Origin of the sequence: Streptomyces sp. NPDC001231, from assembly GCF_042896885.1 — a bacterium.
Classification (GTDB): domain Bacteria; phylum Actinomycetota; class Actinomycetes; order Streptomycetales; family Streptomycetaceae; genus Streptomyces.
The window spans coordinates 88317-111177 of sequence record NZ_JBIAXS010000015.1 but is presented as its reverse complement, the minus strand read 5'-3'; the positions used below and the strand labels follow the sequence as shown (position 1 = coordinate 111177).

General features: G+C 72.9%; 21 protein-coding genes. 14 read left to right on the top strand and 7 right to left on the bottom strand.

The features are described 5' to 3' along the window. Positions 1-31 precede the first annotated feature (31 nt). Positions 32-769 (bottom strand): maleylpyruvate isomerase family mycothiol-dependent enzyme, encoded by a 738-nt coding sequence (locus tag ACFY3J_RS19885; protein WP_390841377.1) that lies wholly within the window; start codon positions 767-769, stop codon positions 32-34. A gap of 167 nt (positions 770-936) precedes the next feature. Here ACFY3J_RS19885 and ACFY3J_RS19880 point away from each other — a divergent pair, with 167 nt between their 5' ends. Further along, on the top strand, positions 937-3447 hold the full coding sequence (locus tag ACFY3J_RS19880) for an ATP-dependent Clp protease ATP-binding subunit (RefSeq protein ID WP_390841407.1): 2511 nt from the start codon (positions 937-939) through the stop codon (positions 3445-3447). 25 nt (positions 3448-3472) lie between these two features. Here ACFY3J_RS19880 and ACFY3J_RS19875 read toward each other — a convergent pair whose 3' ends face one another. Next, positions 3473-4759 carry a cytochrome P450 gene (locus tag ACFY3J_RS19875; protein ID WP_384180719.1) on the bottom strand — a complete coding sequence of 429 codons (1287 nt, stop codon included), beginning with the start codon at positions 4757-4759 and terminating at the stop codon, positions 3473-3475. Between the two features lie 93 nt (positions 4760-4852). Then, entirely contained in the window at positions 4853-6208 is a 1356-nt protein-coding gene (locus ACFY3J_RS19870; RefSeq protein WP_390841376.1) for a glutamine synthetase family protein, read from the bottom strand. A 345-nt stretch (positions 6209-6553) separates the two neighbouring features. Here ACFY3J_RS19870 and ACFY3J_RS19865 point away from each other — a divergent pair, with 345 nt between their 5' ends. The 10 genes from ACFY3J_RS19865 to ACFY3J_RS19820 all read left to right on the top strand — a co-directional run bounded on the left by ACFY3J_RS19865 (position 6554) and on the right by ACFY3J_RS19820 (position 17072). Then, on the top strand, positions 6554-6742 hold the full coding sequence (locus ACFY3J_RS19865; RefSeq protein ID WP_141363829.1) for a ferredoxin: 189 nt from the start codon (positions 6554-6556) through the stop codon (positions 6740-6742). 3 nt (positions 6743-6745) lie between these two features. After that, on the top strand, positions 6746-7954 hold the full coding sequence (locus ACFY3J_RS19860; protein ID WP_390841375.1) for an NAD(P)/FAD-dependent oxidoreductase: 1209 nt from the start codon (positions 6746-6748) through the stop codon (positions 7952-7954). Between the two features lie 12 nt (positions 7955-7966). After that, entirely contained in the window at positions 7967-8773 is an 807-nt protein-coding gene (locus ACFY3J_RS19855) for an acetoacetate decarboxylase family protein (RefSeq protein WP_384180712.1), read from the top strand. Between the two features lie 34 nt (positions 8774-8807). Continuing rightward, complete coding sequence (locus ACFY3J_RS19850) at positions 8808-10274, top strand: aldehyde dehydrogenase (RefSeq protein ID WP_390841374.1); 1467 nt, start codon at positions 8808-8810, stop codon at positions 10272-10274. Further along, the gene (locus ACFY3J_RS19845; RefSeq protein WP_384180708.1) at positions 10267-11202 is read left to right on the top strand and encodes a 3,4-dihydroxyphenylacetate 2,3-dioxygenase; all 936 of its coding nucleotides are present in this window, start codon (positions 10267-10269) and stop codon (positions 11200-11202) included. The genes ACFY3J_RS19850 and ACFY3J_RS19845 overlap by 8 nt, the downstream gene beginning before the upstream one ends. Positions 11203-11213: 11 nt before the next feature. After that, positions 11214-12059: a fumarylacetoacetate hydrolase family protein gene (locus tag ACFY3J_RS19840; RefSeq protein WP_390841373.1), complete on the top strand. Its 846-nt coding sequence runs from the start codon at positions 11214-11216 to the stop codon at positions 12057-12059. Positions 12060-12570: 511 nt separating this feature from the next. Then, positions 12571-13191 (top strand): TetR/AcrR family transcriptional regulator, encoded by a 621-nt coding sequence (locus ACFY3J_RS19835; protein WP_384180704.1) that lies wholly within the window; start codon positions 12571-12573, stop codon positions 13189-13191. Between the two features lie 170 nt (positions 13192-13361). Continuing rightward, complete coding sequence (locus tag ACFY3J_RS19830; protein WP_390841372.1) at positions 13362-14816, top strand: APC family permease; 1455 nt, start codon at positions 13362-13364, stop codon at positions 14814-14816. 52 nt (positions 14817-14868) lie between these two features. Beyond that, a complete protein-coding gene (locus ACFY3J_RS19825) occupies positions 14869-16359 on the top strand; it encodes an aldehyde dehydrogenase (RefSeq protein ID WP_390841371.1) in 1491 nt (496 codons plus the stop codon). Continuing rightward, complete coding sequence (locus ACFY3J_RS19820; protein WP_390841370.1) at positions 16356-17072, top strand: gamma-glutamyl-gamma-aminobutyrate hydrolase family protein; 717 nt, start codon at positions 16356-16358, stop codon at positions 17070-17072. The genes ACFY3J_RS19825 and ACFY3J_RS19820 overlap by 4 nt, the downstream gene beginning before the upstream one ends. 39 nt (positions 17073-17111) lie before the next feature. On the opposite strand, the gene ACFY3J_RS19815 is transcribed toward ACFY3J_RS19820, so the two are convergent. Continuing rightward, positions 17112-17684, bottom strand: coding sequence for a MarR family winged helix-turn-helix transcriptional regulator (locus ACFY3J_RS19815; RefSeq protein WP_384180695.1), 573 nt, complete (start codon positions 17682-17684; stop codon positions 17112-17114). 125 nt (positions 17685-17809) lie between these two features. Further along, positions 17810-18382: a hypothetical protein gene (locus ACFY3J_RS19810; protein WP_390841369.1), complete on the bottom strand. Its 573-nt coding sequence runs from the start codon at positions 18380-18382 to the stop codon at positions 17810-17812. A gap of 218 nt (positions 18383-18600) precedes the next feature. Between ACFY3J_RS19810 and ACFY3J_RS19805 the strand changes: the two genes are divergently transcribed. Beyond that, a complete protein-coding gene (locus ACFY3J_RS19805; RefSeq protein WP_384180691.1) occupies positions 18601-18981 on the top strand; it encodes a luciferase family protein in 381 nt (126 codons plus the stop codon). Positions 18982-19003: 22 nt separating this feature from the next. On the opposite strand, the gene ACFY3J_RS19800 is transcribed toward ACFY3J_RS19805, so the two are convergent. Continuing rightward, positions 19004-19783 carry a DeoR/GlpR family DNA-binding transcription regulator gene (locus tag ACFY3J_RS19800; protein ID WP_390841368.1) on the bottom strand — a complete coding sequence of 260 codons (780 nt, stop codon included), beginning with the start codon at positions 19781-19783 and terminating at the stop codon, positions 19004-19006. A gap of 129 nt (positions 19784-19912) precedes the next feature. Here ACFY3J_RS19800 and ACFY3J_RS19795 point away from each other — a divergent pair, with 129 nt between their 5' ends. Next, positions 19913-20794: an SIS domain-containing protein gene (locus ACFY3J_RS19795; RefSeq protein ID WP_390841367.1), complete on the top strand. Its 882-nt coding sequence runs from the start codon at positions 19913-19915 to the stop codon at positions 20792-20794. Positions 20795-20832: 38 nt separating this feature from the next. After that, complete coding sequence (locus ACFY3J_RS19790; RefSeq protein WP_390841366.1) at positions 20833-21705, top strand: ketose-bisphosphate aldolase; 873 nt, start codon at positions 20833-20835, stop codon at positions 21703-21705. Here ACFY3J_RS19790 and ACFY3J_RS19785 read toward each other — a convergent pair. Next, positions 21695-22825: a methyltransferase gene (locus ACFY3J_RS19785; protein WP_390841406.1), complete on the bottom strand. Its 1131-nt coding sequence runs from the start codon at positions 22823-22825 to the stop codon at positions 21695-21697. The genes ACFY3J_RS19790 and ACFY3J_RS19785 overlap by 11 nt on opposite strands. Positions 22826-22861 lie beyond the last annotated feature (36 nt).

The window sequence follows — 22861 nt, the reverse complement described above, 5'->3', positions numbered from 1 at the left end:
TGCCCGGCGGGCAAGAGCGGCGCGGCGAGGCTCAGACGATGCCCGACGTCTCCTGCCACAGCGCGGCGAGGGAGCGGTCTCCCGTCACGTTCGGCACCGGGACGCGGTTCCACAGGGCGAGGTACAACTGGTCAGCCGGGCCCGAGAGTTCGATGTCGCAGGCGGTGGACGCGGTCCGGGTGGTGACCGGTGGTTCGCCGGACAGGCGCACGGTCCACACCGCGTCCGCGTCCGTGGCGCGCACCCGCAGGACCCGCGGTTCGCGGCTGCGGACCCGGCTGCGGGAGCGGGCGTGGAAGCCGCGCAGCAGCTCGTCGATGCCGTCCACGGCGAAGGCCGTGCCGAGCGTGTCCGGGGTGCCGCCGCGCGCGGCCTCGGCATCGTGGCGGTGGACCGCCGTCTCGTGTGCCTGCCGCCGGGTCCAGAAAGCCAGCGGGGACGGGGACGGCGCCGGGTGGAACGTCCAGCACTCCACGTCGGCGGGCGCCGCGGCCAGCGTCTCGACGAGCAGGCGGTGACCGGCCCGGTACCAGGCCACCAGCGCGGCGCCGTCCAGATCCGGCGGATCGCCCATCGGGCGCGGTGACGTGCGGGCGTCGGCGACGATGCCGGCGGCCCACCGGTGCACCACGCCCGTGTGCCGCAGCAGGTCCCGTACCCGCCACCCCGGGCAGGTCGGCACCGCGGCGTCGGGCCCCGCCTGCTCGGCGGCGGCCGCCAGCAGGGTGCCGTGGCGGTCCAGTGCGTGAAGGTGCGCGGCGGTCTCCATGCCAGGAGTCTGCCGGACGCGGCCCGGCTCCGGGGAGAGCCGCGGGACGTGGCCCGGCTCCGGGGAGAGCCGCCTCCGGCACCGGACCGGCGTAGGCCGCGTTGCGGTACTCCATTCGGCGGGTTGGGCTGGAAGGTGACTCATTGCCCACGTTCCGGACGGCGATCATGACGATGTCCCCCTTCGGCGCCTCCTTCGGCGGCCCGGACCCGTTCTCCGAGATCCTCAACCGCTTCTTCGGCATGACGCCGGGCGCGGCGCCCCCGCAGGTGCAGCGTGTGCCGATCGGACGGCTGCTGACCGACTCCGCGCGCGAGCTGATCAACCAGGCCACCGGGCGGGCGGCCGAGGACGGCAGCTCCGACCTGGACACCGAGCACCTGCTCTGGGCGTGCACCCAGGTGGAGCCGGCCCGCGGTCTGCTCGCCCAGGCCGGAGCCGACCCGGACCGGCTCGGCGCGGCCCTCGCCGAGGCGCTGCCCGGCGAGAGCGGCACCCCCTCCGCGCAGCCCGGACTGACCCCGGCCGCCAAGCGGGTGCTGCTGCGCGCCTACGAGCACTCCCGCGCGGCCGGAGTGTCGTACATCGGCCCCGAGCACATCCTCGGCGCGCTGCTGGACACCCCGGGCGCCGCGGCTGCGCGTGCCCTGAGCGCCCACGGCATCGAGGCGGACCAGCTGCGCCGCAGCGCCGACACGGCGTCCCGCCCCGACACCGCGCCCGGCGGGACCGAGCCCCCGAGCGATACCCCGACCCTGGACCAGTACGGGCGCGACCTGACCGAGGAGGCGAGGGCCGCGAAGCTGGACCCGGTGGTGGGGCGGGCCATGGAGATCGAGCAGACCGTCGAGGTCCTCTCCCGCCGCACGAAGAACAACCCCGTCCTGATCGGCGAGCCGGGCGTCGGCAAGACCGCCATCGTCGAGGGGCTGGCCCAGCGGATCGTCAACGGGGACGTGCCGAAGACCCTGGAGAACAAGCGAGTGGTCGCCCTGGACCTCACCGGACTGGTGGCGGGCGCCCAGTACCGGGGGCAGTTCGAGGAGCGGCTGAAGAACGTCATCGACGAGGTCAAGGCGGCCTCCGAGTCGACGATCCTGTTCCTGGACGAACTGCACACCGTCGTCGGCGCCGGAGCCACCGGCGAGGGCTCCATGGACGCGGGCAACATCCTCAAACCGGCCCTCGCCCGCGGTGAGCTGCACGTCGTCGGAGCCACTACCCTCGACGAGTACCGGCGGTACGTGGAGAAGGACGCCGCCCTGGAGCGCCGCTTCCAGCCCGTCATGGTGCCCGAGCCGAGTGTCGAGGAGACCGTGCAGATCCTGGAGGGTCTGCGCGACTCCTACGAGGCCCACCACCAGGTCCGCTACAGCGACGACGCCCTCGTCGCCGCGGCGGAGCTGTCGGACCGCTACGTCACCGACCGGTTCCTGCCCGACAAGGCCATCGACCTGGTCGACCAGGCCGGCGCCCGGGTGCGCCTGCGGTCCCTGGGCCGGTCCACCGAGGTCATCGAGCGCGAGGACCGGCTGGCCAAGCTGCGCCGCGAGAAGGACCAGGCCGTCGCCGCCGAGGACTTCGAACGGGCCTCCGGGCTCAAGGACCGGATCGCCGAGGTGGAGACGGAGCTGGAGGGCCTGGTCGAGCGCCGCGAGGGCGTGCTGGAGGTGACCGTCGACGACATCGCCGACGTACTGTCCCGGCGCACCGGCATCCCCGTCTCCCAGCTGACCGAGAGCGAGAAGGCACGGCTGCTGAAGCTGGAGGAGGCGCTGCACTCCCGGGTCGTCGGCCAGGACGAGGCCGTCACCGCGATCGCGCAGGCGGTGCGCCGCAGCCGCGCCGGCATGGGCGACCCCAACCGGCCCGTGGGCTCCTTCCTGTTCCTCGGCCCCACCGGCGTCGGCAAGACCGAACTGGCCAAGGCACTCGCCGAGTTGCTGTTCGGCGACGAGAACCGGATGGTCCGCTTCGACATGAGCGAGTTCCAGGAGAAGCACACCGTCTCCCGGCTCGTCGGGGCCCCGCCCGGCTACGTCGGCCACGAGGAGGCCGGCCAGCTCACCGAGAAGGTGCGCCGCCAGCCCTACAGCGTGCTGCTCTTCGACGAGGTGGAGAAGGCCCACCCGGACGTCTTCAACACCCTGCTCCAGGTCCTCGACGACGGCCGGCTCACCGACGCCCAGGGCCGTACCGTCGACTTCCGCAACACCGTGGTCATCATGACCTCCAACATCGGCGCCCAGCGGATCCTCGCCCACCACGGGAACGTCGCCGCCATCAAGGACCAGCTGATGGAGGACCTGCGCGGAAGGTTCCTGCCCGAGTTCCTCAACCGCATCGACGACATCATCATCTTCCACGGCCTGAGCGAGGAGGACCTCGACCGGATCCTGGACCTGCTGCTGGACCACAGCCGCCGGCGGGTGCGCGCCCAGGGCCTGGAACTGGAGGTCACCGACGCCGCGAAGCGGCTGCTGGTCGCCCACGGCCACCAGCCCGAGTTCGGCGCCCGTCCGCTGCGCCGCACCATCCAGGCCGAACTCGACAACCGCATCGCCTCCCTGCTGCTGAGCGACTCGGCCGACCCCGGTGACACGATCGTGGCGGACGTCGAGAAGGACGCCCTGGTCTGCCGGGTCGAACACCCGGAGGTCCCCGGCTGGATGACCTGATGAGGCAGGCAGCCGCCGGCGTCCGTCAGGCGAGGGTCACCTCCACCGGCAGCCTCTTGATGCCGTTGACGAAGTTGGAGCGGACCCGGGGCACGTCCCCGGCCAGACGGATGCCGGCCAGGCGCGGGACGAGCTCCTCGAACATGATCCGGATCTCGGTACGGGCCAGGAGGTTGCCCAGGCACAGGTGCGGGCTGCCCTTGCCGAAGGTGACGTGGTCGTTGCTCTGCCGGTTGACGTCGAAGTCGTACGGGTTGCCGAAGACCTCCTCGTCACGGTTGCCGGAGGCGAACCACATGACCACCTTGTCGCCCTCCTTGATCCGCTTGCCGCCGAGTTCGGTGTCGCGCGTGGCGGTGCGGCGGAAGTGGTACACGGGCGAGGCCCAGCGCAGGAACTCCTCGACCGCGGTGGGGATCAGTGAGGGGTCCTCCTGGAGGCGGGCCAGCTGCTCGGGGTGCTGGAGCAGGGCCAGCATGGAGTGGCTGATGGTGTGGCGGGTCGTCTCGTTGCCCGCCACCACCAGCAGCAGGAAGTAGTTGTCGAAGTCCTGCGCCGAGAGCGGGACCCCGTCCCGCGGGGTGCCGTTGACCAGCCGGGAGACCAGGTCGGTGCCGTCGCCGCCGCGCCGCTGCCGGGCCAGCTCCCGGCCGTAGGCGAAGACTTCCAGCGAGGCGGGGGAGCGGAAGGGCAGGTCGCGGTACTTCTCGCTCTCCTCGCTGTGCAGGAGCACGTCGGCGTAGTCCGGGTCGGTGTTGCCGATGATGCGGTTGCCCCAGTCGATGAGCTGCTGGTTGTCCTCCGGGGGCACGTCGAGCAGCCGGGCCAGCACGTTGATGGGGAAGTCCGCGGAGACCTCCTTGACGAAGTCGAAGGTGCCCTTGGCCAGGGCCGCGTCCAGGGTGGTCGCGGTCAGGCCGCGCAGGAAGTCGCCGTAGCTGTTGATCACGTTCGCGCCGAACTGGCGCTGGATCAGGCTGCGCAGCGCGCGGTGGCGGACCCCGTCGAGTTCGAGGATGGAGGCGCGCTTCTTGATCTGGTCGTCGTCGACCTCCTCCAGGTTGACGAACCGGGTGGAGGTGAAGGTGTCGGCGTCGCGGTCGACGCGGGCGATGTCCGCGTGCCGGGTCACGCTCCAGAAGCCGGAGTTGGGCGCCTCCTCGGGCTGCCAGTGCACCGGGTCCTCGTGGCGCAGGGTGTGGAACATGCGCCAGGGGGTGACGCCGTCGGTGAAGTTGTCCAGGTCGGCGAGGTTCACGTCGGCCAGCGGCAGCGGCTCGCGGACGGCGTCGGACAGGGTCGGGGTGGTCATGGGCGGTGTCTCCTCGGCGTCACGGGGCTCGGTGCCGGCGGGATCCGGCGTCAGGGGGTCGGGGGCCCGGTGCCACGGGCGGGGCGGGCTCGGTCAGAGGTGGTAGGCGTACTCGGTGAACTCCCAGTCGGTGACGTGCCGTCCGAAGCGTTCGACCTCGTCGCGCTTGTAGGTGAGGTAGGAGGCGGTGAAGTCCTTGCCGAGGACGTCGGTCAGCGCGGTGTCCGCCTCCAGGGCGTCCAGCGCGGCGGACAGGGTGGCCGGGAGCATGGCGGACCGGTCGGTGTCGTAGCCGTATCCGTCCAGCGGGGCGGGCGGTTCCTCGCCGGCCAGGACGCCGAGCAGGGCGGCGGCCACGGTCCCGGCGATGAGCAGGTAGGGATTGGCGCCGGCGTCGCCCAGGCGCAGTTCGAGCCGGGAGCCGGCGCCCCGCTCGGGCGGGACGCGGACCATGGCACTGCGGTTGTCCAGGCCCCAGTCGATCAGCCACGGGGCGAGGGTGTCCGGGCCGAAACGCTTGTAGGAGTTGACCGTCGGATTGGCGAGCGCGGCGAGCGCGGGCGCGTGGGCGAGGATGCCGGCGACGGCGTGCCGGGCGCTCGCGGACAGGCCGTACGGCGCCGCCGGGTCGTCGAAGACGTTGCCGCCGCCGTCGTCCTCGCAGGACAGGTGCAGATGGAAGCCGGAGCCTCCCGCGTCGTTGAACGGCTTGGCCATGAAGGTGGCCAGGCGCCCCTCCTTGCGGGCGAGCTCCTTGACCGCCGACTTGAAGCGGAAGGCCCGGTCGGCGGCCGACAGTGCCTCCGAGTGGGTCAGGTTGATCTCGAACTGGCCCCCGTCGAACTCGTGGTTCCCGCTGCTCACGCCGAGGTCGGCGGCGCGCAGCAGGCGCAGGGTGCGCAGCAGGTGGTTGTCGTCGTCGGCGCGCAGGCCCGCGGTGTAGACGACGCCCCGGGCGTCGCTGTAGCGGCGCCAGCCGCGCGGGGAGCCGGGCGCGGGCTCGCACAGGAAGTACTCCAGCTCGGGGCCGATCACCGGGTGCAGTCCGTGCTCGCGGCAGCGGTCGAGGACGGCGCGGAGCAGGTCGCGGGGTGACTCGGGGGCGGGCAGCCCGGTGGCCGGGTCGGTGACGTCGCCCAGACAGCTCGCCACGCCGGGTTCCCAGGGCAGGGACACGAGGGTGTCGAGGTCCGGTCGTACGCAGATGTCGGGCAGCCCCGCGTCCAGCCCGCCGGCGACCGGGACGACGTCGCCCTGCGGACTGGTGTGGTAGACGGCGCGGCAGAAGGCGAGTCCGTGGTCGCAGGCCGAGGGCAGGTGCTCCAGCAGGACGTCCCGGGCGCGGTCGGTGCCGATGAGGTCGGGATAGGTCACCCGGACCACGTCGACGCCCTCGGCGGCGAGCCGGTCCTGGTGCCGGCGGACGGATGGGGAGTCGGATGCGCTCACCGGGGTCTCCTCTGGGGAATGTGGGGCGCTTCCCAGGCCGGAGCGGGCGCTGGGAGAGGGGAAGAGGGGCGGCGCCGCACTGCGGGGGAGGAGCAGGGGCCGCTCACCGTTTGATGTCAAACGGTATGGACCCCCGTCACCTCGCCGCAAGAGGTTGGCCGCAAAAACTTATCCATCCGGATAGCTATTGACCAGGGTCCGGCCGCTTCCTATGTTGTTTGACGCCAAACGAGTTCGGGGTGCGGTGTCACCCACCCCGTTGGCCGGGGCCCGGCCGCATCCGGTCCGGGCCCCATTCCCTCCCAGCTCCCCCGCCCGACGCCCTCAGCACCAGGAGGACCGGCCATGAAGGTCGTCGTCGACATGAACAAGTGCCAGGACCACGGTCAGTGTGTCTTCGCCGCCCCCGACGTCTTCAGCTTCGACGACACCGGCCGTCTGGCCTACGTCGGCGACCCCGACGACGCGCTGCGCGACGAGGTCGAGGAGGCCGCCGACGTCTGCCCGCTCCAGGCCATCCGGATCGAGGACTGAGCCGTGAGCGCACCCGTTGTCGTGGCCGGCGCCTCCATGGCCGGCCTGCGTGCCGCCGAGCAGCTCCGGGCCGCCGGATACCCCGGCCCGATCACCCTGGTCGGCGAGGAACCCCACATGCCGTACAACCGGCCGCCGCTGTCCAAGGAGGTCCTGGCCGGCAAGGCGGCCTTCGAGTCGCTGGCCTTCAGGCCCCGTGCCGCGGTCGCCGACGCCGAATGGCGCCTGGGCACCAGGGTCGTCGCCGCCGACCTCGACCGTCGCCTGGTCGAACTCGACGACGGCGAGACCCTCTCCTACACCGGACTCGTCGTCGCCACCGGGATGCGGCCCCGCCGCCTGCGCTGCCCCGGACCCCTGCGCGGACGGCACACCGTCCGAACGATCGACGACGCCCGCGAGCTGCGCGCGGCCCTGACCCGCCCAGGCGCCCGGGTGGTCGTGGTGGGCGCGGGCTTCATCGGCTGCGAGGTCGCCGCCACCGCCGTCGCCCTCGGCGCCGCCGAGGTGACCGTCGTGGACCCGCTGCCCCTGCCCATGGCCGCACCGCTCGGCGAACTGCTCGCCGGGGCCCTGCTGAAACGGCACGAGGAACGCGGAGTGCGCTTCGCGCTCGGCACCGGCGTGGCCGGCTTCGAGGGGGCGGACCAGGTCACCGGCGTGCTGCTCGGTGACGGGACCGTGCTCCCCGCGGACGTCGTGGTGGAGTCGGTCGGATCGGTCGCCAACACCGAGTGGCTCGACGGCAACGGCCTCGACCTCACCGACGGGGTGCTCACCGACGAGCACCTGCGCGCCGGCTCACGCCCCGAGGTGGTGGCGGTCGGCGACGTCGCCCGTTTCCCCAACGCCCGCTACGACGGCGTACCCCGCCGCGTCGAGCACTGGTCGATCCCCACCGACACCGCCAAGCACGCCGCCCGCGTGCTCGCCGCCCACCTCGGCGGCACCGACGCCGGCCCCGCCCCGTTCGCGCCGCTGCCCACCTTCTGGAGCGACCAGCACGACTTCCGCCTCCAGTCCTTCGGCGCGCCCGGGCTCGGCCTCGGCGACATACGGATCCTCGACGGCGACCCGGAGGGGGACGTGCTCGCCGGCTACCACACCGGCGGCCGCCTGGTCGGCGTCGTCGCCCTCGGCGGTCAGGCCGTGGCGGCCGCCGCCGCCCGCCACCGCGCGGAACTGCTCAAGCTGCCCGCCCTCACCGCGTAAGGAACGCCTGCCATGACCACCGTCCGCGGATTCTTCCACCCCAAGACGGCGACGGGCGCCTCGTCGCTGATCCCCTCCCCGCCGTGGCACTACTCCGGCGACCTGCTCACCGTCGAGTACCGCACCGACCCGGCACGCGTGCGTGAATTGCTGCCCGAGCCGCTGGAACTCGCCGACGAGGACCCCGGCGCCGTGGCGCTGATCTGGGCCGACTGGCAGTCCTGCGCGGCTGCCGGCGAGGAACTGCTGGACCCGGTGCGCGCCCAGTACAAGGAGGCCTTCGCCGTAGTCCGCTGCAAGTACCGCGGGCGGACGTACACACGGTGCGTCCACATCTGGGTGGACAAGGACTTCGCCATCGCCCGCGGGCTGCACCAGGGCTACCCGAAGAAGCTCGGCTCGATCCACCAGACCCGCCCGCACCCCTACGGGCCGGCTCCGCGGATCGAGGCGGGCGCCCGCTTCGGCGCGACGCTCGCCGCCGCCGACCGCCGTATCGCCCAGGCCGTGGTCACCCTGCGCGAGCCGTCCGAGACCAACGGCTTCGTCAACGGCCACCCCATGGCCCACCACCGCTGGCTGCCGTCCGTCGAGAAGGGCAAGGGCCTCGCCCTGGACGAGCTGATCGAGTCCGGCGCCGCCTCCTTCGAGGGCGGGCAGCCGTGGGTCGGCGACGCCGATCTGGAGCTGTTCGAGGCGCCCACCGAGGAACTGGCCCGGCTGGAGGTGCGCGAGCCCATCGCCGCGTACTACCGCCAGGTCGGCGTGGTGTGGGACGGCGGCCGCCTGCTGGAGTCCGGCACGTCCGGAGCCGAGTGACGCACCCGCAGACGAGACACCCTGGAGACCGGACATGACCGACACCCACACCACCACCGTCGCCTCAGTCGCCGTCGACACCCGGCACTGGATCGGCGGCGAACGCGTCGCCTCCGCGGGCACCTTCACCGACGTCTCGCCCATCGACGGCGCCGCGCTCGGCGAGATCTCCCGCGGTACCGCGAGCGAGGCCGCCGCGGCCGTGGCCGCCGCCAAGGCGGCCTTCCCCGGCTGGGCGGCCACCCCGCGCGCCGAACGCGCCCGCGTCCTGCACGCCATCGCCGACGGCGTGGAGAAGCGGCTCGAAGAACTCGCGATCGTCGAGACCACCGACAACGGCGCCCTGCTGCGCTCCCACCGCTGCGGTGTCATGCCGCGCGTCGCGCACAACTTCCGCTTCTTCGCCGACTGGCTGCTCGAGCTCGACCACGAGGACTTCGAGACCCGCGGCCACACCAACCACGTCAGCTGGGACCCGGCCGGCCCCTGCGTGCTGATCACGCCGTGGAACGCGCCGCTGATGCTGGCCACCTGGAAGGTAGCCCCGGCCCTCGCCGCCGGCAACACGGTGATCCTGAAGCCCGCCGAGTGGTCCCCGCTGACCGCCTCGCTGCTCGCCGACATCGCCGCCGAGGCGGGCCTCCCGGCCGGCGTCCTCAACGTCGTCCAGGGTCTCGGTTCGGAGATCGGCGACGCGCTCACCTCCCACCCGGACGTGCGCCGGATCAGCTTCACGGGTTCCGTTCCGACGGCCAAGCGGATCTCCGCGTCGGCCGCCGCGAACCTCACCCCGCTCAGCCTCGAACTCGGCGGCAAGTCCCCGCTGCTGGTGTTCGCCGACGCCGACCTCGACCTCGCCGTGGACCTCGCGGTGGAGCAGTACGACAACGCCGGCCAGGTCTGCCTGGCGGGCACCCGGCTGCTCGTGGAGGAGACGGTCGCCGAGGAGTTCACCCGGCGCTTCACGGAGAAGGCCTCCCGGCTGGTGCAGGGCGACCCGCGCGACGAGGCCACCGACATCGGCCCCAACATCCACCCACGCCAGCTGGAGAAGATCGACGGCTTCGTGCGGCGGGCGCTCGCGGCCGGGGCCCGGGCCGTCATCGGCGGCCACCGGAAGGACGACCGGTTCTACGCGCCGACGCTGCTGACCGACGTCGCCCAGGACTCGGAGATCGTGCAGGAGGAGGTCTTCGGCCCCGTACTGACCCTCCAGACCTTCGGCACCGAGGAAGAGGCCGTCCGCCTCGCCAACGACACCCGCTTCGGCCTGGCCGCCACCCTCGCCACCGGCGACCACGAGCGCGCCGAACGCGTCACCGCGCGGCTCGTCGCTGGCACCGTCTGGGTCAACTGCTTCTTCGTCCGCGACCTCCAGGCCCCCTTCGGCGGCTCCCGCCACTCCGGCGTCGGCCGGGAGGGCGGCACCTGGAGCTTCGACTTCTACTGCGACCTGAAGAACACCGTCACCGCCCCGAAGGGATGGAAGGACCATGGGTGAGATCGTCGGGGCGGGGCTGCTCGCCCACGTCCCCACCGTCGTACTGCCGAAAGAGACACGGCTGGAGCTGAACGAGGGCAAGGAGATCACCCTCGTCACCGGCCTTCAGCAGCTGCGCGAGGACGTCTTCGCACGCGATGACGCCCACGCATACGACACCGTGGTCGTGCTGGACTCCCACTGGGCCACCACCGTCGAGTTCGTCGTCACCGCCCAGCACCGGCGCGCGGGCCTGTTCACCTCCGAGGAGCTGCCGCGCGGCATGTGCCGGATGCCCTTCGACTTCCCCGGCGACCCCGAACTCGCTCGGAACATCGCCTCGTTCGCCGACAAGCACGGCACCTGGATCACGGCGATCGACGACGAGTACCTGCCGATCTACTACGCCACCATCAACCTGTGGAAGTTCCTCGGCGAGGGGCTGCCCGACAAGCGGTGGGTGACCATCGGCGTCTGCCAGACCGGCGACATGGAGGACCACCTGCGCCTCGGCCGCGCCCTCGCCGACGGCATCGCCGCCACCCCCGGCCGCCGGGTCCTGCTCATCGCCTCCGGTGCCCTGTCGCACACCTTCTGGCCCCTGCGCGAACTGCGCGACCACGAGGCCAGCGACCCGGCCCACATCTTCACGCCGGAGGCCCGCGAGGCGGACCACGAGCGCATCGCCTGGTTCAAGGAGGGCCGCCACGACAGGGTCCTCGACACCATGGACGAGTTCTGGAAGTACAAGCCCGAGGCGAAGTTCTCCCACTACCTGATGATGGCGGGCGCGCTCGGCGAGCGGGCCTGCGTCGCCAGGGCCCGCCAGTACGGCGAGTACGAGAACTCCATCGGCACCGGCCAGGTCCACCTGTGGTTCGACCGCCCGGCCGAGGGCTGGACCGGAACGGGTCTGCCCACGTCCACCGCCCCGCGCCCGACCGCCTAGAAAGGCCCCTCATGCCCGAGTACCGCCGCATCCTGCTCGACGGTGCCGCCGTCCAGGTCACCGTCGACGGGGACGAGCTGGTCGCCGGGGACGGCCGGCGCGTCAAGACCGACGACGCGCAGCACCTGCCCCCGGTGGTCCCCTCCAAGGTGATCGCCGTCCACCTCAACCACCGCAGCCGGGTGGACGAGTTCCGGATCGGCCTGCCCGACACCCCGACGTACTTCCACAAGCCGACCTCCGCCCTCAACTCCCACAAGGGCGCGATCGTGCGCCCCGAGGGGTGCAAGTGGCTCAACTACGAGGGCGAGGTCGCCATCGTCATCGGCAGGACGGCGCGCAACATCTCGCCGGCCGAGGCGGGCGAGTACATCGCCGGGTACACGGTCGCCAACGACTACGGCCTGCACGACTTCCGCGACACCGACGCCGGTTCCATGCTGCGCGTCAAGGGCTCCGACACCCTCTGCCCGCTCGGCCCCGGCCTGGTCACCGACTGGGACTTCCACGGCAAGCGGCTGCGGACCTACGTCAACGGCGAGGTCGTCCAGGACGGTTCGACCGACGAGATGACCTGGGACATGCACTACCTGGTCGCGGACATCGCCCGCACCATCACCCTTCACCCCGGTGACGTGCTGCTCTCCGGCACCCCCGCCAACTCCCGTCCCGTCCGGCCGGGCGACGTCGTCGAGGTCGAGGTCGAGGGACTGGGCCGGCTCACCAACCACGTCGTCACCGGCCCGACCCCGATCCGGACCGACGTCGGCGCCCAGCCGACCGAGTCCGAGGAGGTGCTGTCCACCGCGCTCGGCGGCGACTGGGAATTCCGTGGCGTCCGTCCACCGCGCCGCTGAACGGCCCGCGGTCGATAGGGTCGGTGCCATGACCGAGCCCGGACACCCCGCGAAGCGTGGCGAGCCTGCGGCGCCCCGGGAACCCGGGGCACCCGCTCAGAGCACGGCTCCCGGCGGCCCCGCCGCCCCTGCGCCCACCGCAGGAACGAGGGTGCCCGCCGGCTCCGCGGCCTCCGCAGGGACGCCTTCGCCCGCCGGGTCCGTCGAGCCGGGCGGGTCGGGGGATTCTGCGGTCCCTGGCGGACCGGTCGGGCCGGTGGGGGCCGCCGGGGCTGTCGACTCCGACGGGTCCGGGGGTACTTCGGTCCCTGGCGCGTCAGCCGGGTCGGTGGGGTCGTCCACCGGGGCTGTGGCCGCCGCCGAGTCCGGCCGGCCCGGTGGGCCAGGAGAGTCCGCGGGCCTTCCAGAGCCTGCCGCCTCCGCGGCGCCCGCGCCGGTGGAACCCGGACCGTCCACGGACGAGCCTCAAGGGCCGGCGGAGCCCGGTGAGGCCGGTGGGTCGGACGGGGCCGTGGGATCCGGCGCGCCCGGCGACGCCGGTCCCGGTCGGCGGTCGCGCAAGCGGGTGCGGAACTACGGGGCCGGCCGGGACGCGCTGCTCGACGCCGCCGTGCGGGTGGTGGCCCACGGCGGGTTGCGCAAGCTGACCTACCGGGCCGTGGCGCAGGAGGCCGGGGTCACGCACGGGCTCGTCGTGCACCACTTCGGCTCGCGCGACGCCCTGATCGAGGAGGCGCTCGCCCACGCCGTGCGCTCCTCCCTGAACAGCAGCGCGCTCGAACCCGGCACGGGCAGGGTCGCGGACTTCTCCGCCGGGCTGTCGGACATGGTGGAGTCCGGCCCGGACCTCCAGGCCTTCCAGTACGAGCTGCTGCTGGAGGCGCGCCGCCGTCCCGAGCTCATGCCGCACCTGCGCGCCCTGTACGAGGAGTATTTCGGCGCCACCCGGCGGGAGCTGTCCCAGATGCTCGCCCGGCCGGTCGACCGGGGCCTGTACCGGCTGGTCTTCGCGGCCCTGGAGGGCCTGGTCCTGCACCAGCTCGTGTTCGGCGAGCGCGAGGTCACCGAAGAGGCCCTCGCCCGGCTGCGCGAACTGCTCGGGCAGCTCGCCGCCGACCCGGACGAGGCCTGACCCGTACGCTGAACCGGCGCGGCCAGGATCGCAGGTCACGGTGGCGTAAGAATCGCCGATCCGCACGGATTCCCCGCCCTCACCCCCTTGTCAAACGGATAGTTCCGCCCTCACGATGAGGCAACTCGTTTGGCCTGAAACGACCCTCCTTTCTCTGGCAGGTGATCCGAGTGGACAGTCAGACGGCCTCCGCGGAGCGGACCGTACGGGACACATCCACCGCAGCCACGCTCAAGCCCAATGCGCTGGGCGTTTTGGGCATCCTCTTCTTCGTCCTGTCCGCCCAGGCCCCCCTGACCGGGATCGCCGGGGCGGCCCCGATCTCCGTGGCCATCGGCAACGGAGCCGGCACCCCCGCCGCCTATGTGCTCGCGGGCGCCATGATCCTGCTGTTCTCGGTCGGCTTCGTCGCCATGGGACGGCACGTCGTCGACGCCGGCGCCTTCTACACCTACATCGGCACCGGGCTCGGCCGTACCGCGGGAGCCGGCAGCGCGGGCCTCGCCCTGTTCTCGTACTGCGTCATCCAGGCGGCCATGTACGGGCTGTACGGCTCCATCGTCAGCGGACTGGTCGCCCACCACACCGGCCTGGACCTGCCGTGGTGGGTCTGGGCGCTGGCCACCATGGCCGTGGTGAAGGTGCTCGGGGCCGCCGGCATCGAGATGGGCGCCCGTGTACTGGCCGTCTTCGTCACCGCCGAGTTCAGCATCCTGCTGGTGTTCGGACTGGTCATGCTGTTCAAGGGCGGCGGGCCCGAGGGGCTCGGCGTGACCGACAGCTTCTCGCCGTCCGCGGCGCTCCGGGGCGCACCCGGGGTCGCCGTGATGTTCGCCGTCGCCTCCATGTTCGGCTTCGAGGCCACCGCGATCTACGGCGAGGAGGCGCGCAACCCCAGCAGGACCGTCCCGCGGGCCACCTACCTGTCCGTCCTCGTGGTCACCGGCTTCTTCGCGCTGACCTCCTGGATGCTGATCTCCGCCTACGGCGCCTCGAAGGCGTCGGCGGCCGCCGGCGAGGCGCTGGCGAGCGGGGACTCCACCGGCTTCGTCTTCGCGCCGATCGCCGCGGAGTTCGGCGGCTGGGTGATCCAGGTGCTGCCGATCCTGCTGGCCACCTCCCTGTTCGCGGGCATCCTCACCTTCCACAACTCCGCCAACCGCTACCTGTTCTCGCTCGGCCGCGACGGGCTGCTGCCGCCGGGCCTGTGCAGGCTCAACTCCCGCCACGCGCCCGCGGCCGCCGGCTGGGTGCAGACCGTGGTCGCCGTGGCCCTGGTCGTCCCGTTCGCGCTGACCGGCAAGGACCCGGTGCTGACCCTCTTCTCCTGGTTCAGTGGGGTGGCCGTCCTGGCGATGATGCTGCTCTACCTGCTGACCTCGGTGTCGGTGGTCGTCTTCTTCCGCCGCGAGCGCCTGGACAGCCGGGTGTGGAACACGCTCGTCGCCCCGGTGCTGGGCGTGCTGGGCCTGGCGGGCGCGATCTGGCTGATCCTCGCCAACTTCACCACCCTGATCGGAGGTTCGACCGGCACGGCCGTGTGCCTCACCCTCCTGGTGCCGGTGGTACTGGCGCTCGGCGCGGTCAACGAACGGGTCGGGCGACGGCGCGCGGCGACGCCGTAACCCCCTCACCCACCCTGAAACGACGCACGATCAACGTGGTCTGGAGGACCGCATGTCCGCTGTCACCCACGACGAATGGCTCCACCGGGCCAAGGAGTTCCAGCCCCCTCGCGCGCACCACATCGACGGCGCCGAGGAGGCCGGTGGCGGCGACGCCTTCCGGGTCGTCTCGCCCCGGGACGGCCGGGTGCTGGCCGAGGTCGCCGACGCCGGCCCCGCCGAGGTCGACGCCGCCGTGGCCGCCGCTCGCCGTGCCTTCGACAGCGGACCGTGGCCGCGGTGGGCGCCCGCCGACCGCGGCCGGGTCCTCCTGCGCATCGCCGATCTCCTCCAGGAGCGGCGTACGGACCTCGCCCTCGCCGTGAGCCTGGAGATGGGCAAGCCGATCAGCGACGCCCACGACATCGAACTGCGCGCCGTGATCAACACCTTCCGCTGGTACGGGCAGCTCGCCGACAAGCTCACGGACGAGTCCCCGCACACCGCCGCGGACGCGCTCGCCCTGGTCACCCGGGAGCCGGCCGGCGTCGTCGGCGCGGTGGTGCCCTGGAACTTCCCCCTCACGCTCGCCGGCTGGAAGGTCGCCCCCGCGCTGGCGGCCGGCTGCACCGTCGTACTGAAGCCCTCGGAGAACGCGCCGCTGTCCGCGCTGCTGCTCGCCCGGATCGCCGCCGAGGCAGGGCTGCCGCCCGGGGTGCTCAACGTGGTGAACGGCGACGGGCCGGTGGCCGGGCGGGCCCTCGGCCTCCACCCGGACGTCGACGTGCTGGCGTTCACCGGCTCCACGGCCGTCGGCCGCCACTTCCTGCGCTACTCCGCCGACTCCAACCTCAAGCGGGTCTGGCTGGAGCTCGGCGGCAAGTCGCCGAACATCGTCCTGCCCGACGCGCCCGACCTGGCGAGGGCCGCCGCCACCGCCGCCTGGGGCATCTTCTTCAACCAGGGCGAGATGTGCACCGCGCCCTCCCGGCTGCTGGTGCACTCCTCGATCGCCGAGGAGGTCACCGAGGCGGTCGTGGCCCGGGCGCGCGAGCTGCGGGTGGGCGACCCCCTGGACCCCGCCACCGAGATGGGCGCCCTGGTCGGCGAGGCCCACCTGGGCCGCGTGCTGGACCATGTCCGGCTGGGCACCGACGACGGGGCCCGCCTGCGCACCGGCGGCCGGCGCATCCTGGCGGAGACCGGCGGCGTCTACGCCGAGCCCACCGTCTTCGACCGCGTCGACCCGCGCAGCCGGCTCGCCCGCGAGGAGATCTTCGGCCCGGTCCTGTCCGTGCTGACCTTCGACGGGATCGACGAGGCGGTCGCGCTCGCCAACGCCACCGAGTACGGCCTCGCCGCCGGCCTGTGGACCTCCGACCTGTCCACCGCGCACCGCGTCTCCCGCGCCCTGAGGGCCGGCACCGTCTGGGTCAACTGCTACGAGGAGGGCGACCTCACCGTCCCCTTCGGCGGCATGAAGCAGTCGGGCAACGGCCGGGACAAGTCCGTCCACGCCCTGGAGAAGTACACCGAACTGAAGACCACCTGGATCCAGCTGTGAGCCGAACCCCCGTGCGTCCCCTGATCGCGATCCCCGCCCGCTTCTCCGCCACCACCTCCGCGCTGCGCTTCGCCGCCGAGGTCAACGCCCGCGCCCTGATCGAGGCGGTGTGGCGGGCCGGCGGCGAACCGGCCACCATCCACCCGGCGGACCCCGCCGGGCACGAGGTCGCCGCGCGGCTCGCCCGCTTCGACGGCGTACTGCTGCCCGGCGGCGGCGACCTGGCGCCGTACCGGTACGGCGCCGCCGACGCCCACGACAGCGTGTACGACGTCGACGACCTCCAGGACGCCTTCGACCTGGAGGTGGCCCGCCGGGCCCTGGAGTCCGGACTGCCGCTGCTGGCGATCTGCCGTGGTCTCCAGGTGGTCAACACCGTGCTGGGCGGCACGCTGCACCAGGACATGGGCGGTCCCGGCCAGGACCACCGGCACGTCCGGCACCCCGTGTCCCTCGCCCCCGGCTCGGCACTGGCCCGGATCACCCGGGCCGACAAGGTGGAGGCCTCCTGCTACCACCACCAGCACATCGACCGGCTCGGCGAGGGCCTGACGGTCGCCGCCCGGGCCGCCGACGGCACCGTGGAGGGCGTGGAGCGCGCGGGCGGCACGGGCTGGTTCGCTGCCGTGCAGTGGCATCCCGAGGACACCGCACACGAGGATCCGGCGCAGCAGCGCCTGTTCGAGGCGCTGGTGGGAGCGGCCCGTGCCTGAGTGCCCCGGCGTACCACGGGTGGCGCGGAACCTGGCGGGTCAGCCCTTGGCGCGGCGGCCGCTGCGGCGCGGCGCCGGGTCCGCGCCGTCCAGCAGCGACCGGCGGCGTTCCTCGCCGTGCTCCTCGACCTGGAGGACCACACGCCGCAGCATCTCCGCCAGACCCCGGCACTCCTCGCCGCTCAACTGCGAGGTGACGAAGGCCTCTTCCTCGTTGAACTCCGGAAAGACCCGGCTCATGAACTCCTCGCCCCCGGCGGTCAGCGAGAGCAGGACGAGCCGGCCGTCGGTGGGGTGCCCGGTGCGGCGCAGCAGCCCGCGCGACTCCAGCGTGCGGGAGACGCCCGTCAGGGTGCCCTTGGAGATGCCGGCCTCCTCGGCCACGTGCCGGGTCTCCGACTCGCCCCACACCCAGACCACCCACAGCACGACGAACGCGGTCCAGGTCAGGTCCGAGCCGCGCAGCACCGAGTTCTCCAGGTGCTGGCGGACCGCGGAGGCGGCCCGGTAGATGTTGGCGACCGCCGCCATCTGCTCCCGGCGCACGCGGATGCCTCCGAGCTTGGCCTGCGCGAGCTTCTCCGCCTCGGTGATGGAACGGTGGCCGGGCACGGGCACTCCCTCGCTCTGATCGCCGGGACCGGGCGGGCCGGTGCCGCCCGCCCGGTCATTCGGGCTCAAAGTGTACGGCGATCAGTTCCGGGGAGAGGCGCCCCTCCCTCGTGCTCGACCCGCCTTCAGCCTGTCTTCCAGCCCCAGGGCGTGTCCACGCGCGCCCACTCCTCGTCCCACTGGGCGAAGCGCCTGCGGTCGAGCCGGGTCCTGGCCAGCTTGGCACCGCCGAAGACGACGCCCACGGTGGTCGATCCCGCCCAGAGTCCGCCCAGGGTCGTCTGGAAGGCGATGTCGGCCCGTGAGGCGGGCGGCGGGACCAGCGTGCCCTGCCCGTTCGTCCACACCGTGACGTGGGCGCCGGGTGCCGCGGAGACCGGGACCCTGGTCCGGCCCGTGTGCGCCGAGCCGTCGGCGTCGGTCCAGCGGACCGCCCCCCAGCCCAGGGAACTGCTCACCGGCCGTATCCCCCCGCGGGCCGCCTCCTGCGTCACCACGGCCGGCACCGGGTGGGTCTCGGCGCGGACCCGGTCCGCGGCCCGCTGCATCGCGCCCGCCGTCAGCACACCCGCGAGGACACCGCCGGCCACGGCGAGGACCCAGGCGACGAGCAGGATCCACGCCTCCACCACGTCGCTGGTCCGCCTGAGCGGATTGCGCCGCCATCGCCACAGCCACACTCCCGCACGACGTGTCACCTTCGACACCCCCTCGTGAGCACCGACGGCCCCTACTGACCAGTGTGCCCCCAGGTGCGGTCCAAGGCTTCCGGGGAGCCCGGCAAGGGGCCGCAGGGGCAGGCGGCACGGCCGTCCCCGCGCACGGACCACCGGTCCGCGCCGGGCCTTCGGACACGGAACGGTTAAGGCTTTCTCACGGGGCCGTTGCCATACGGTGAGCGCGCCATGATGGAACCATGACGCTCGCCGCGCGCGCTCTCGCCCAGCTGGCAACCTGGCCCGATCTCACGGAGGCGGTGCCGAGCTGCGGCAGCGGGCAGGCGCTCAGCTCGGCGGGCGGGGAGATCGCCCACTTCCACTCCGGCCGGGACGTCGATCTCCACCTGACCGCCCGGGCGATCCGCCGCCTGGAGGGCGACCTGCGGCGCTTCGCCGCGGTCCGCGTCGTGCCGGGCTCCTCGTGGGTGACGCTCCGCCTCGACGCCTCGGCCGACGTGGATCTGCTGATGAGCCTGATGAGCGTGGCGCTCAAGGCCCACCAGGGGCCGCCGGACGACGGCCGGACCACCCCCTGCGGCTGCAACGACGTCCGCGGCGTGGGCTTCGTGCGGATATGACGTGGCGGCGGGACCGGCGACGTCAGACGGCCAGCACCCGCAGGCCCGCCTCCTCGAACGCGCGGACCGTCTCCGGCCCCGCCGCCGCGTCCGTGACGAGGGTGTCCACCGACTCGGCCGAGCAGATGCGGGCGAAGGCCCGCCGACCCAGCTTGCTGGAGTCGGCGGCCACGACGACGCGCTCGGCGCGCTCGCACAGCAGCCGGTTGACGGCGGCCTCGGCCTCGTCGTGTGCCGCCGCGCCGTGCGCGACGTCGAAGCCGACCACTCCGAGCACCGCCACGTCGAGCGTGACCTGACTCAGCACGCCGTCCGCCAGCGGCCCGATGAGCTCGTACGACTGCGGCCGTGCGACCCCTCCGGTCAGCACGATCTTGAACTGGGGCCTGACGGCGAGCTCGTTGGCGATGTTGAGCGCGTTGGTCACCACGGTCAGCGCGGGGGAGCCGGAGGCGAGGTCGGCGCGCACCGCCAGGGCGCGGGCCACCTCCGTGGTGGTGGTGCCGCCCGTCAGGCCCACCGCCTCGCCGGGCGCCAGGAGATCCGCGACGGCCTTGGCGATGCGCTGCTTCTCGGATGCGTGGCGGGCGGTCTTGTAGCGCAGCGGCAACTCGTAGGAGACGCCGTGCACCACGGCGCCGCCCCGGGTGCGGACCAGCATCTGCTGCTCGGCGAGCTGGTCGAAGTCCCGCCGGATCGTCGCGGCCGACACCGCCAGTCCGGCCGCCGCCTCCTCGACGTCCAGCCGGCCGCGCTCGACGAGCAGCTCCAGCAGCGCCTTCCAGCGGGCGTCGCGTGACATCCGCCTCCTCCGTTCCCTGGGTTCTCCGCGACCTTAGCGCACTCGGCCCTTCTCTGGATGCTTGATTTTGCTCGAAAGTCGACGATATCTTGCACAAACACGCATCCGTGTCGAGCAGGAGGAGGGGCCATGAGCCATGTCGAGGACGAGCTGACCAGTCAGCCCGAGTGCTGGGCCCGCGTCGCGGCCGACGTCGCCGTCCATGGCCGGGCGCTGCCGGCCCAGGGGGAGCGGGTGGCGATCGTCGGCTGCGGCACGTCGTACTTCATGGCCCAGGCCGCCGCCGCGCTGCGCGAGGGCTCGGGGCATGGGGAGACGGACGCCTTCGCCGCCTCGGAGTTCCCCCACGACCGCTCCTACGACCGGGTCCTCGCCCTCACCCGCTCCGGAACCACCACCGAAGTGCTCGACGTGCTCGGGGAGTTGAAGGGGCGCACCCGTACGACGGCGGTCACCGCGGACCCCGGGACCCCCGTGATGGACGCGGCCGACGAGGTCGTGGTCCTCGACTTCGCGGACGAACGTTCCGTGGTGCAGACCCGGTTCGCGACCACCGCCCTCACCCTGCTGCGCGCCCACCTCGGACTGCACACCGACGAGGTCGTCGTCGACGCCCGCACCGCCCTGTCCGCTCCGCTGCCCGAACGGCTCGTCGCCTGCACGCAGTTCACCTTCCTGGGCCGGGGCTGGACCGTCGGACTGGCCAACGAGGCCGGACTGAAGATGCGCGAGGCCTCGCTGTCCTGGACCGAGGCCTACCCGGCGATGGAGTACCGGCACGGCCCGATCAGCGTCACCACCGACGGAACGGCCACCTGGATGCTCGGCCGGGCACCGGAAGGGCTCGCCGAACAGGTCCGCGCCACGGGTGCGTTGTGGATCGAGGGCGAACTCGACCCGCTGGCCGAGCTGATCCGCGCCCAGCGGCTCGCCGTCGCCGTCGCCGCGGCCCGCGGACTGGACCCGGACAAGCCCCGCCACCTCACCCGCTCGGTGATCCTCGCCCCCTGACGCCCCGTCACCCGATCCGGTACCGGAAAGGACAGACCGTGCCGCTTGCAGCCACCGGCGAGCTGGTCGCCCACGCGGCCGCCGCGCGCTCCGCAGTCGTCGCCTTCAACATCATCACACTGGAACATGTCGAGGCCGTCGTCGCCGGGGCCGAGGCGGCCGGCGCGCCCGTCGTTCTCCAGGTCAGCGAGAACGCCGTCATGTTCCGTTACGGACGGCTGCTGCCACTCGCCCGCGCCGCCGCCGCGGCGGCCGAACGCGCCACCGTACCCGTCGCGTTGCACCTCGACCATGTGCAGAGCGACGACCTGCTGCGCCAGGCGGCCGACGCCGGCTTCAGCTCCGTCATGTACGACGCCTCCCGGCTGCCGTACGCGCAGAACCTCGCCGCGACCAGCGCCGCCGCGGCCTGGGCACACGCCCAAGGGCTGTGGATCGAGGCCGAGTTGGGTGAGGTCGGCGGCAAGAACGGCGCGCCGCCGCTGGACGCCCACGCCCCCGGCGCGCGCACCGACCCCGCCGAGGCCCACGCGTTCGTCACCGGCTCCGGGGTGGACGCCCTGGCCGTGGCCGTCGGCAGCACCCACGCCATGACCGAGCGCACCGCCGCCCTCGACCACGACCTCATCAAGCGACTCGCCGGAGCGCTGGACGTGCCGCTCGTCCTGCACGGCTCCTCCGGCGTCCCCGACGGCGAACTGAGCGCCGCCGTCGCCGGGGGCATCGCCAAGGTCAACGTCGGCACCGCCCTCAACATCGCGATGACCGCCGCGATCCGCGACTTCCTCGCCGCCCACCCGGAGGCGGTCGACTCCCGCAAGTACCTCAGCGTGGGCCGCGAGGCGATGGTGCGGGAGGTGGAGCGGCTCATCGGCGTGATCGGTTCACGCCGTACGGCGCCTACCTCTTGACGGCCCGCAGCACCACGAACTTCGGGTCGCTCGCGACGAGCCGGCTGTTGCCGAACAGCCGGCGCAGCTTGACGTGGTAGCCGAGGTGGCGGTTGCCGATCACCCACAGCTCGCCGCCGGGGCGCAGGGCGCGCCGCGCCCCGGTGAACATCCGCCAGGCCGTCGCGTCCGTGGTCGCCTGGTGCGAGTGGAAGGGCGGGTTGTTGAGCACCAGGTCCACGCTGTCGGCCGGCACCCCGGCCAGCGCGTCGCCGACCCGGAACTCGGCCTGCCCCGGCACGCCGTTCGCCTTGTACGTTCCCTCCGCGGACGCCACGGCCTGGAACGACTCGTCCGTGAACAGCACCTCGGCGCCGGGGTTCGCCAGCGCCAGCGCCGTACCGACGACGCCGTTGCCGCAGCCCAGGTCCACCACCCGGCGGCCGTCGCCGTCCGGCAAGTGCCGCAGGAAGAACCGGGTGCCGATGTCGAGCCGGTCGGCGCAGAAGACGCCCGCGTGGTTGACGACGGTCCGCCCGGAGGCGGCACCGATGCCGTCGGGCAGCGTGTAGGTGTGCGGCCACGGGTTCGCGGGCCGCTCCAGGGAGAGGTCCGGCGTACAGAGGATCAGGCGGGCCTTGCGCCGCGCGAGCGAGGTCCGGGTGGGTCCGAGGATCCGCTCGAACAGCGTCAGCGTGGAGGTGTGGATCTCCTTCACCATCCCGGTGCCGACGACGACCGTGCCCTCGTGCACCGCGGGCGCCAGGCGCAGCAACTGGTCCTCCAGCAGCGCCAGGCTCTTGGGCACCCGCACCAGCAGCACGTCGATCCGGCCGGGCGGGGGATCCTGCGTGGTCAGCAGGCGCACCGCGCCGGGCTCCGCGCCGCGCCGGGCGAGGTTCGCGCGGGTCGCCTCCTGCGTGAGGAAGGAGTCGGTGATCTGCGCCGGCCGGTGCGCGGCCAGCGCCGTGACCAGGGCGCCCCAGCGGTCGCCGACGACCACGACGGTCCCGGACAGGTCGGTCCCCTGCTCGTCGAGGTGCCCCAGCAGGTACTCGTCGGCGGCGTCCCAGGCCCGCAGCCGGTCACGCGGGTCCTGCGGGAACCGGGCGAGCTCCAGCTCGCCCCAAGGTGTGGTCATACGGTCGTTCATGGCTCGTCAAGGCTAGCGGAGCCG

Coding starts and splice junctions, on each gene's coding strand:
- ACFY3J_RS19885 (WP_390841377.1), bottom strand. CDS start 769: ATGGAGACCGCCGCGCACCTTCACGCACTGGACCGCCACGGCACCCTG.
- ACFY3J_RS19880 (WP_390841407.1), top strand. CDS start 937: ATGACGATGTCCCCCTTCGGCGCCTCCTTCGGCGGCCCGGACCCGTTC.
- ACFY3J_RS19875 (WP_384180719.1), bottom strand. CDS start 4,759: ATGACCACCCCGACCCTGTCCGACGCCGTCCGCGAGCCGCTGCCGCTG.
- ACFY3J_RS19865 (WP_141363829.1), top strand. CDS start 6,554: ATGAAGGTCGTCGTCGACATGAACAAGTGCCAGGACCACGGTCAGTGT.
- ACFY3J_RS19855 (WP_384180712.1), top strand. CDS start 7,967: ATGACCACCGTCCGCGGATTCTTCCACCCCAAGACGGCGACGGGCGCC.
- ACFY3J_RS19850 (WP_390841374.1), top strand. CDS start 8,808: ATGACCGACACCCACACCACCACCGTCGCCTCAGTCGCCGTCGACACC.
- ACFY3J_RS19845 (WP_384180708.1), top strand. CDS start 10,267: ATGGGTGAGATCGTCGGGGCGGGGCTGCTCGCCCACGTCCCCACCGTC.
- ACFY3J_RS19840 (WP_390841373.1), top strand. CDS start 11,214: ATGCCCGAGTACCGCCGCATCCTGCTCGACGGTGCCGCCGTCCAGGTC.
- ACFY3J_RS19825 (WP_390841371.1), top strand. CDS start 14,869: ATGTCCGCTGTCACCCACGACGAATGGCTCCACCGGGCCAAGGAGTTC.
- ACFY3J_RS19805 (WP_384180691.1), top strand. CDS start 18,601: ATGACGCTCGCCGCGCGCGCTCTCGCCCAGCTGGCAACCTGGCCCGAT.
- ACFY3J_RS19800 (WP_390841368.1), bottom strand. CDS start 19,783: ATGTCACGCGACGCCCGCTGGAAGGCGCTGCTGGAGCTGCTCGTCGAG.
- ACFY3J_RS19795 (WP_390841367.1), top strand. CDS start 19,913: ATGAGCCATGTCGAGGACGAGCTGACCAGTCAGCCCGAGTGCTGGGCC.
- ACFY3J_RS19785 (WP_390841406.1), bottom strand. CDS start 22,825: ATGACCACACCTTGGGGCGAGCTGGAGCTCGCCCGGTTCCCGCAGGAC.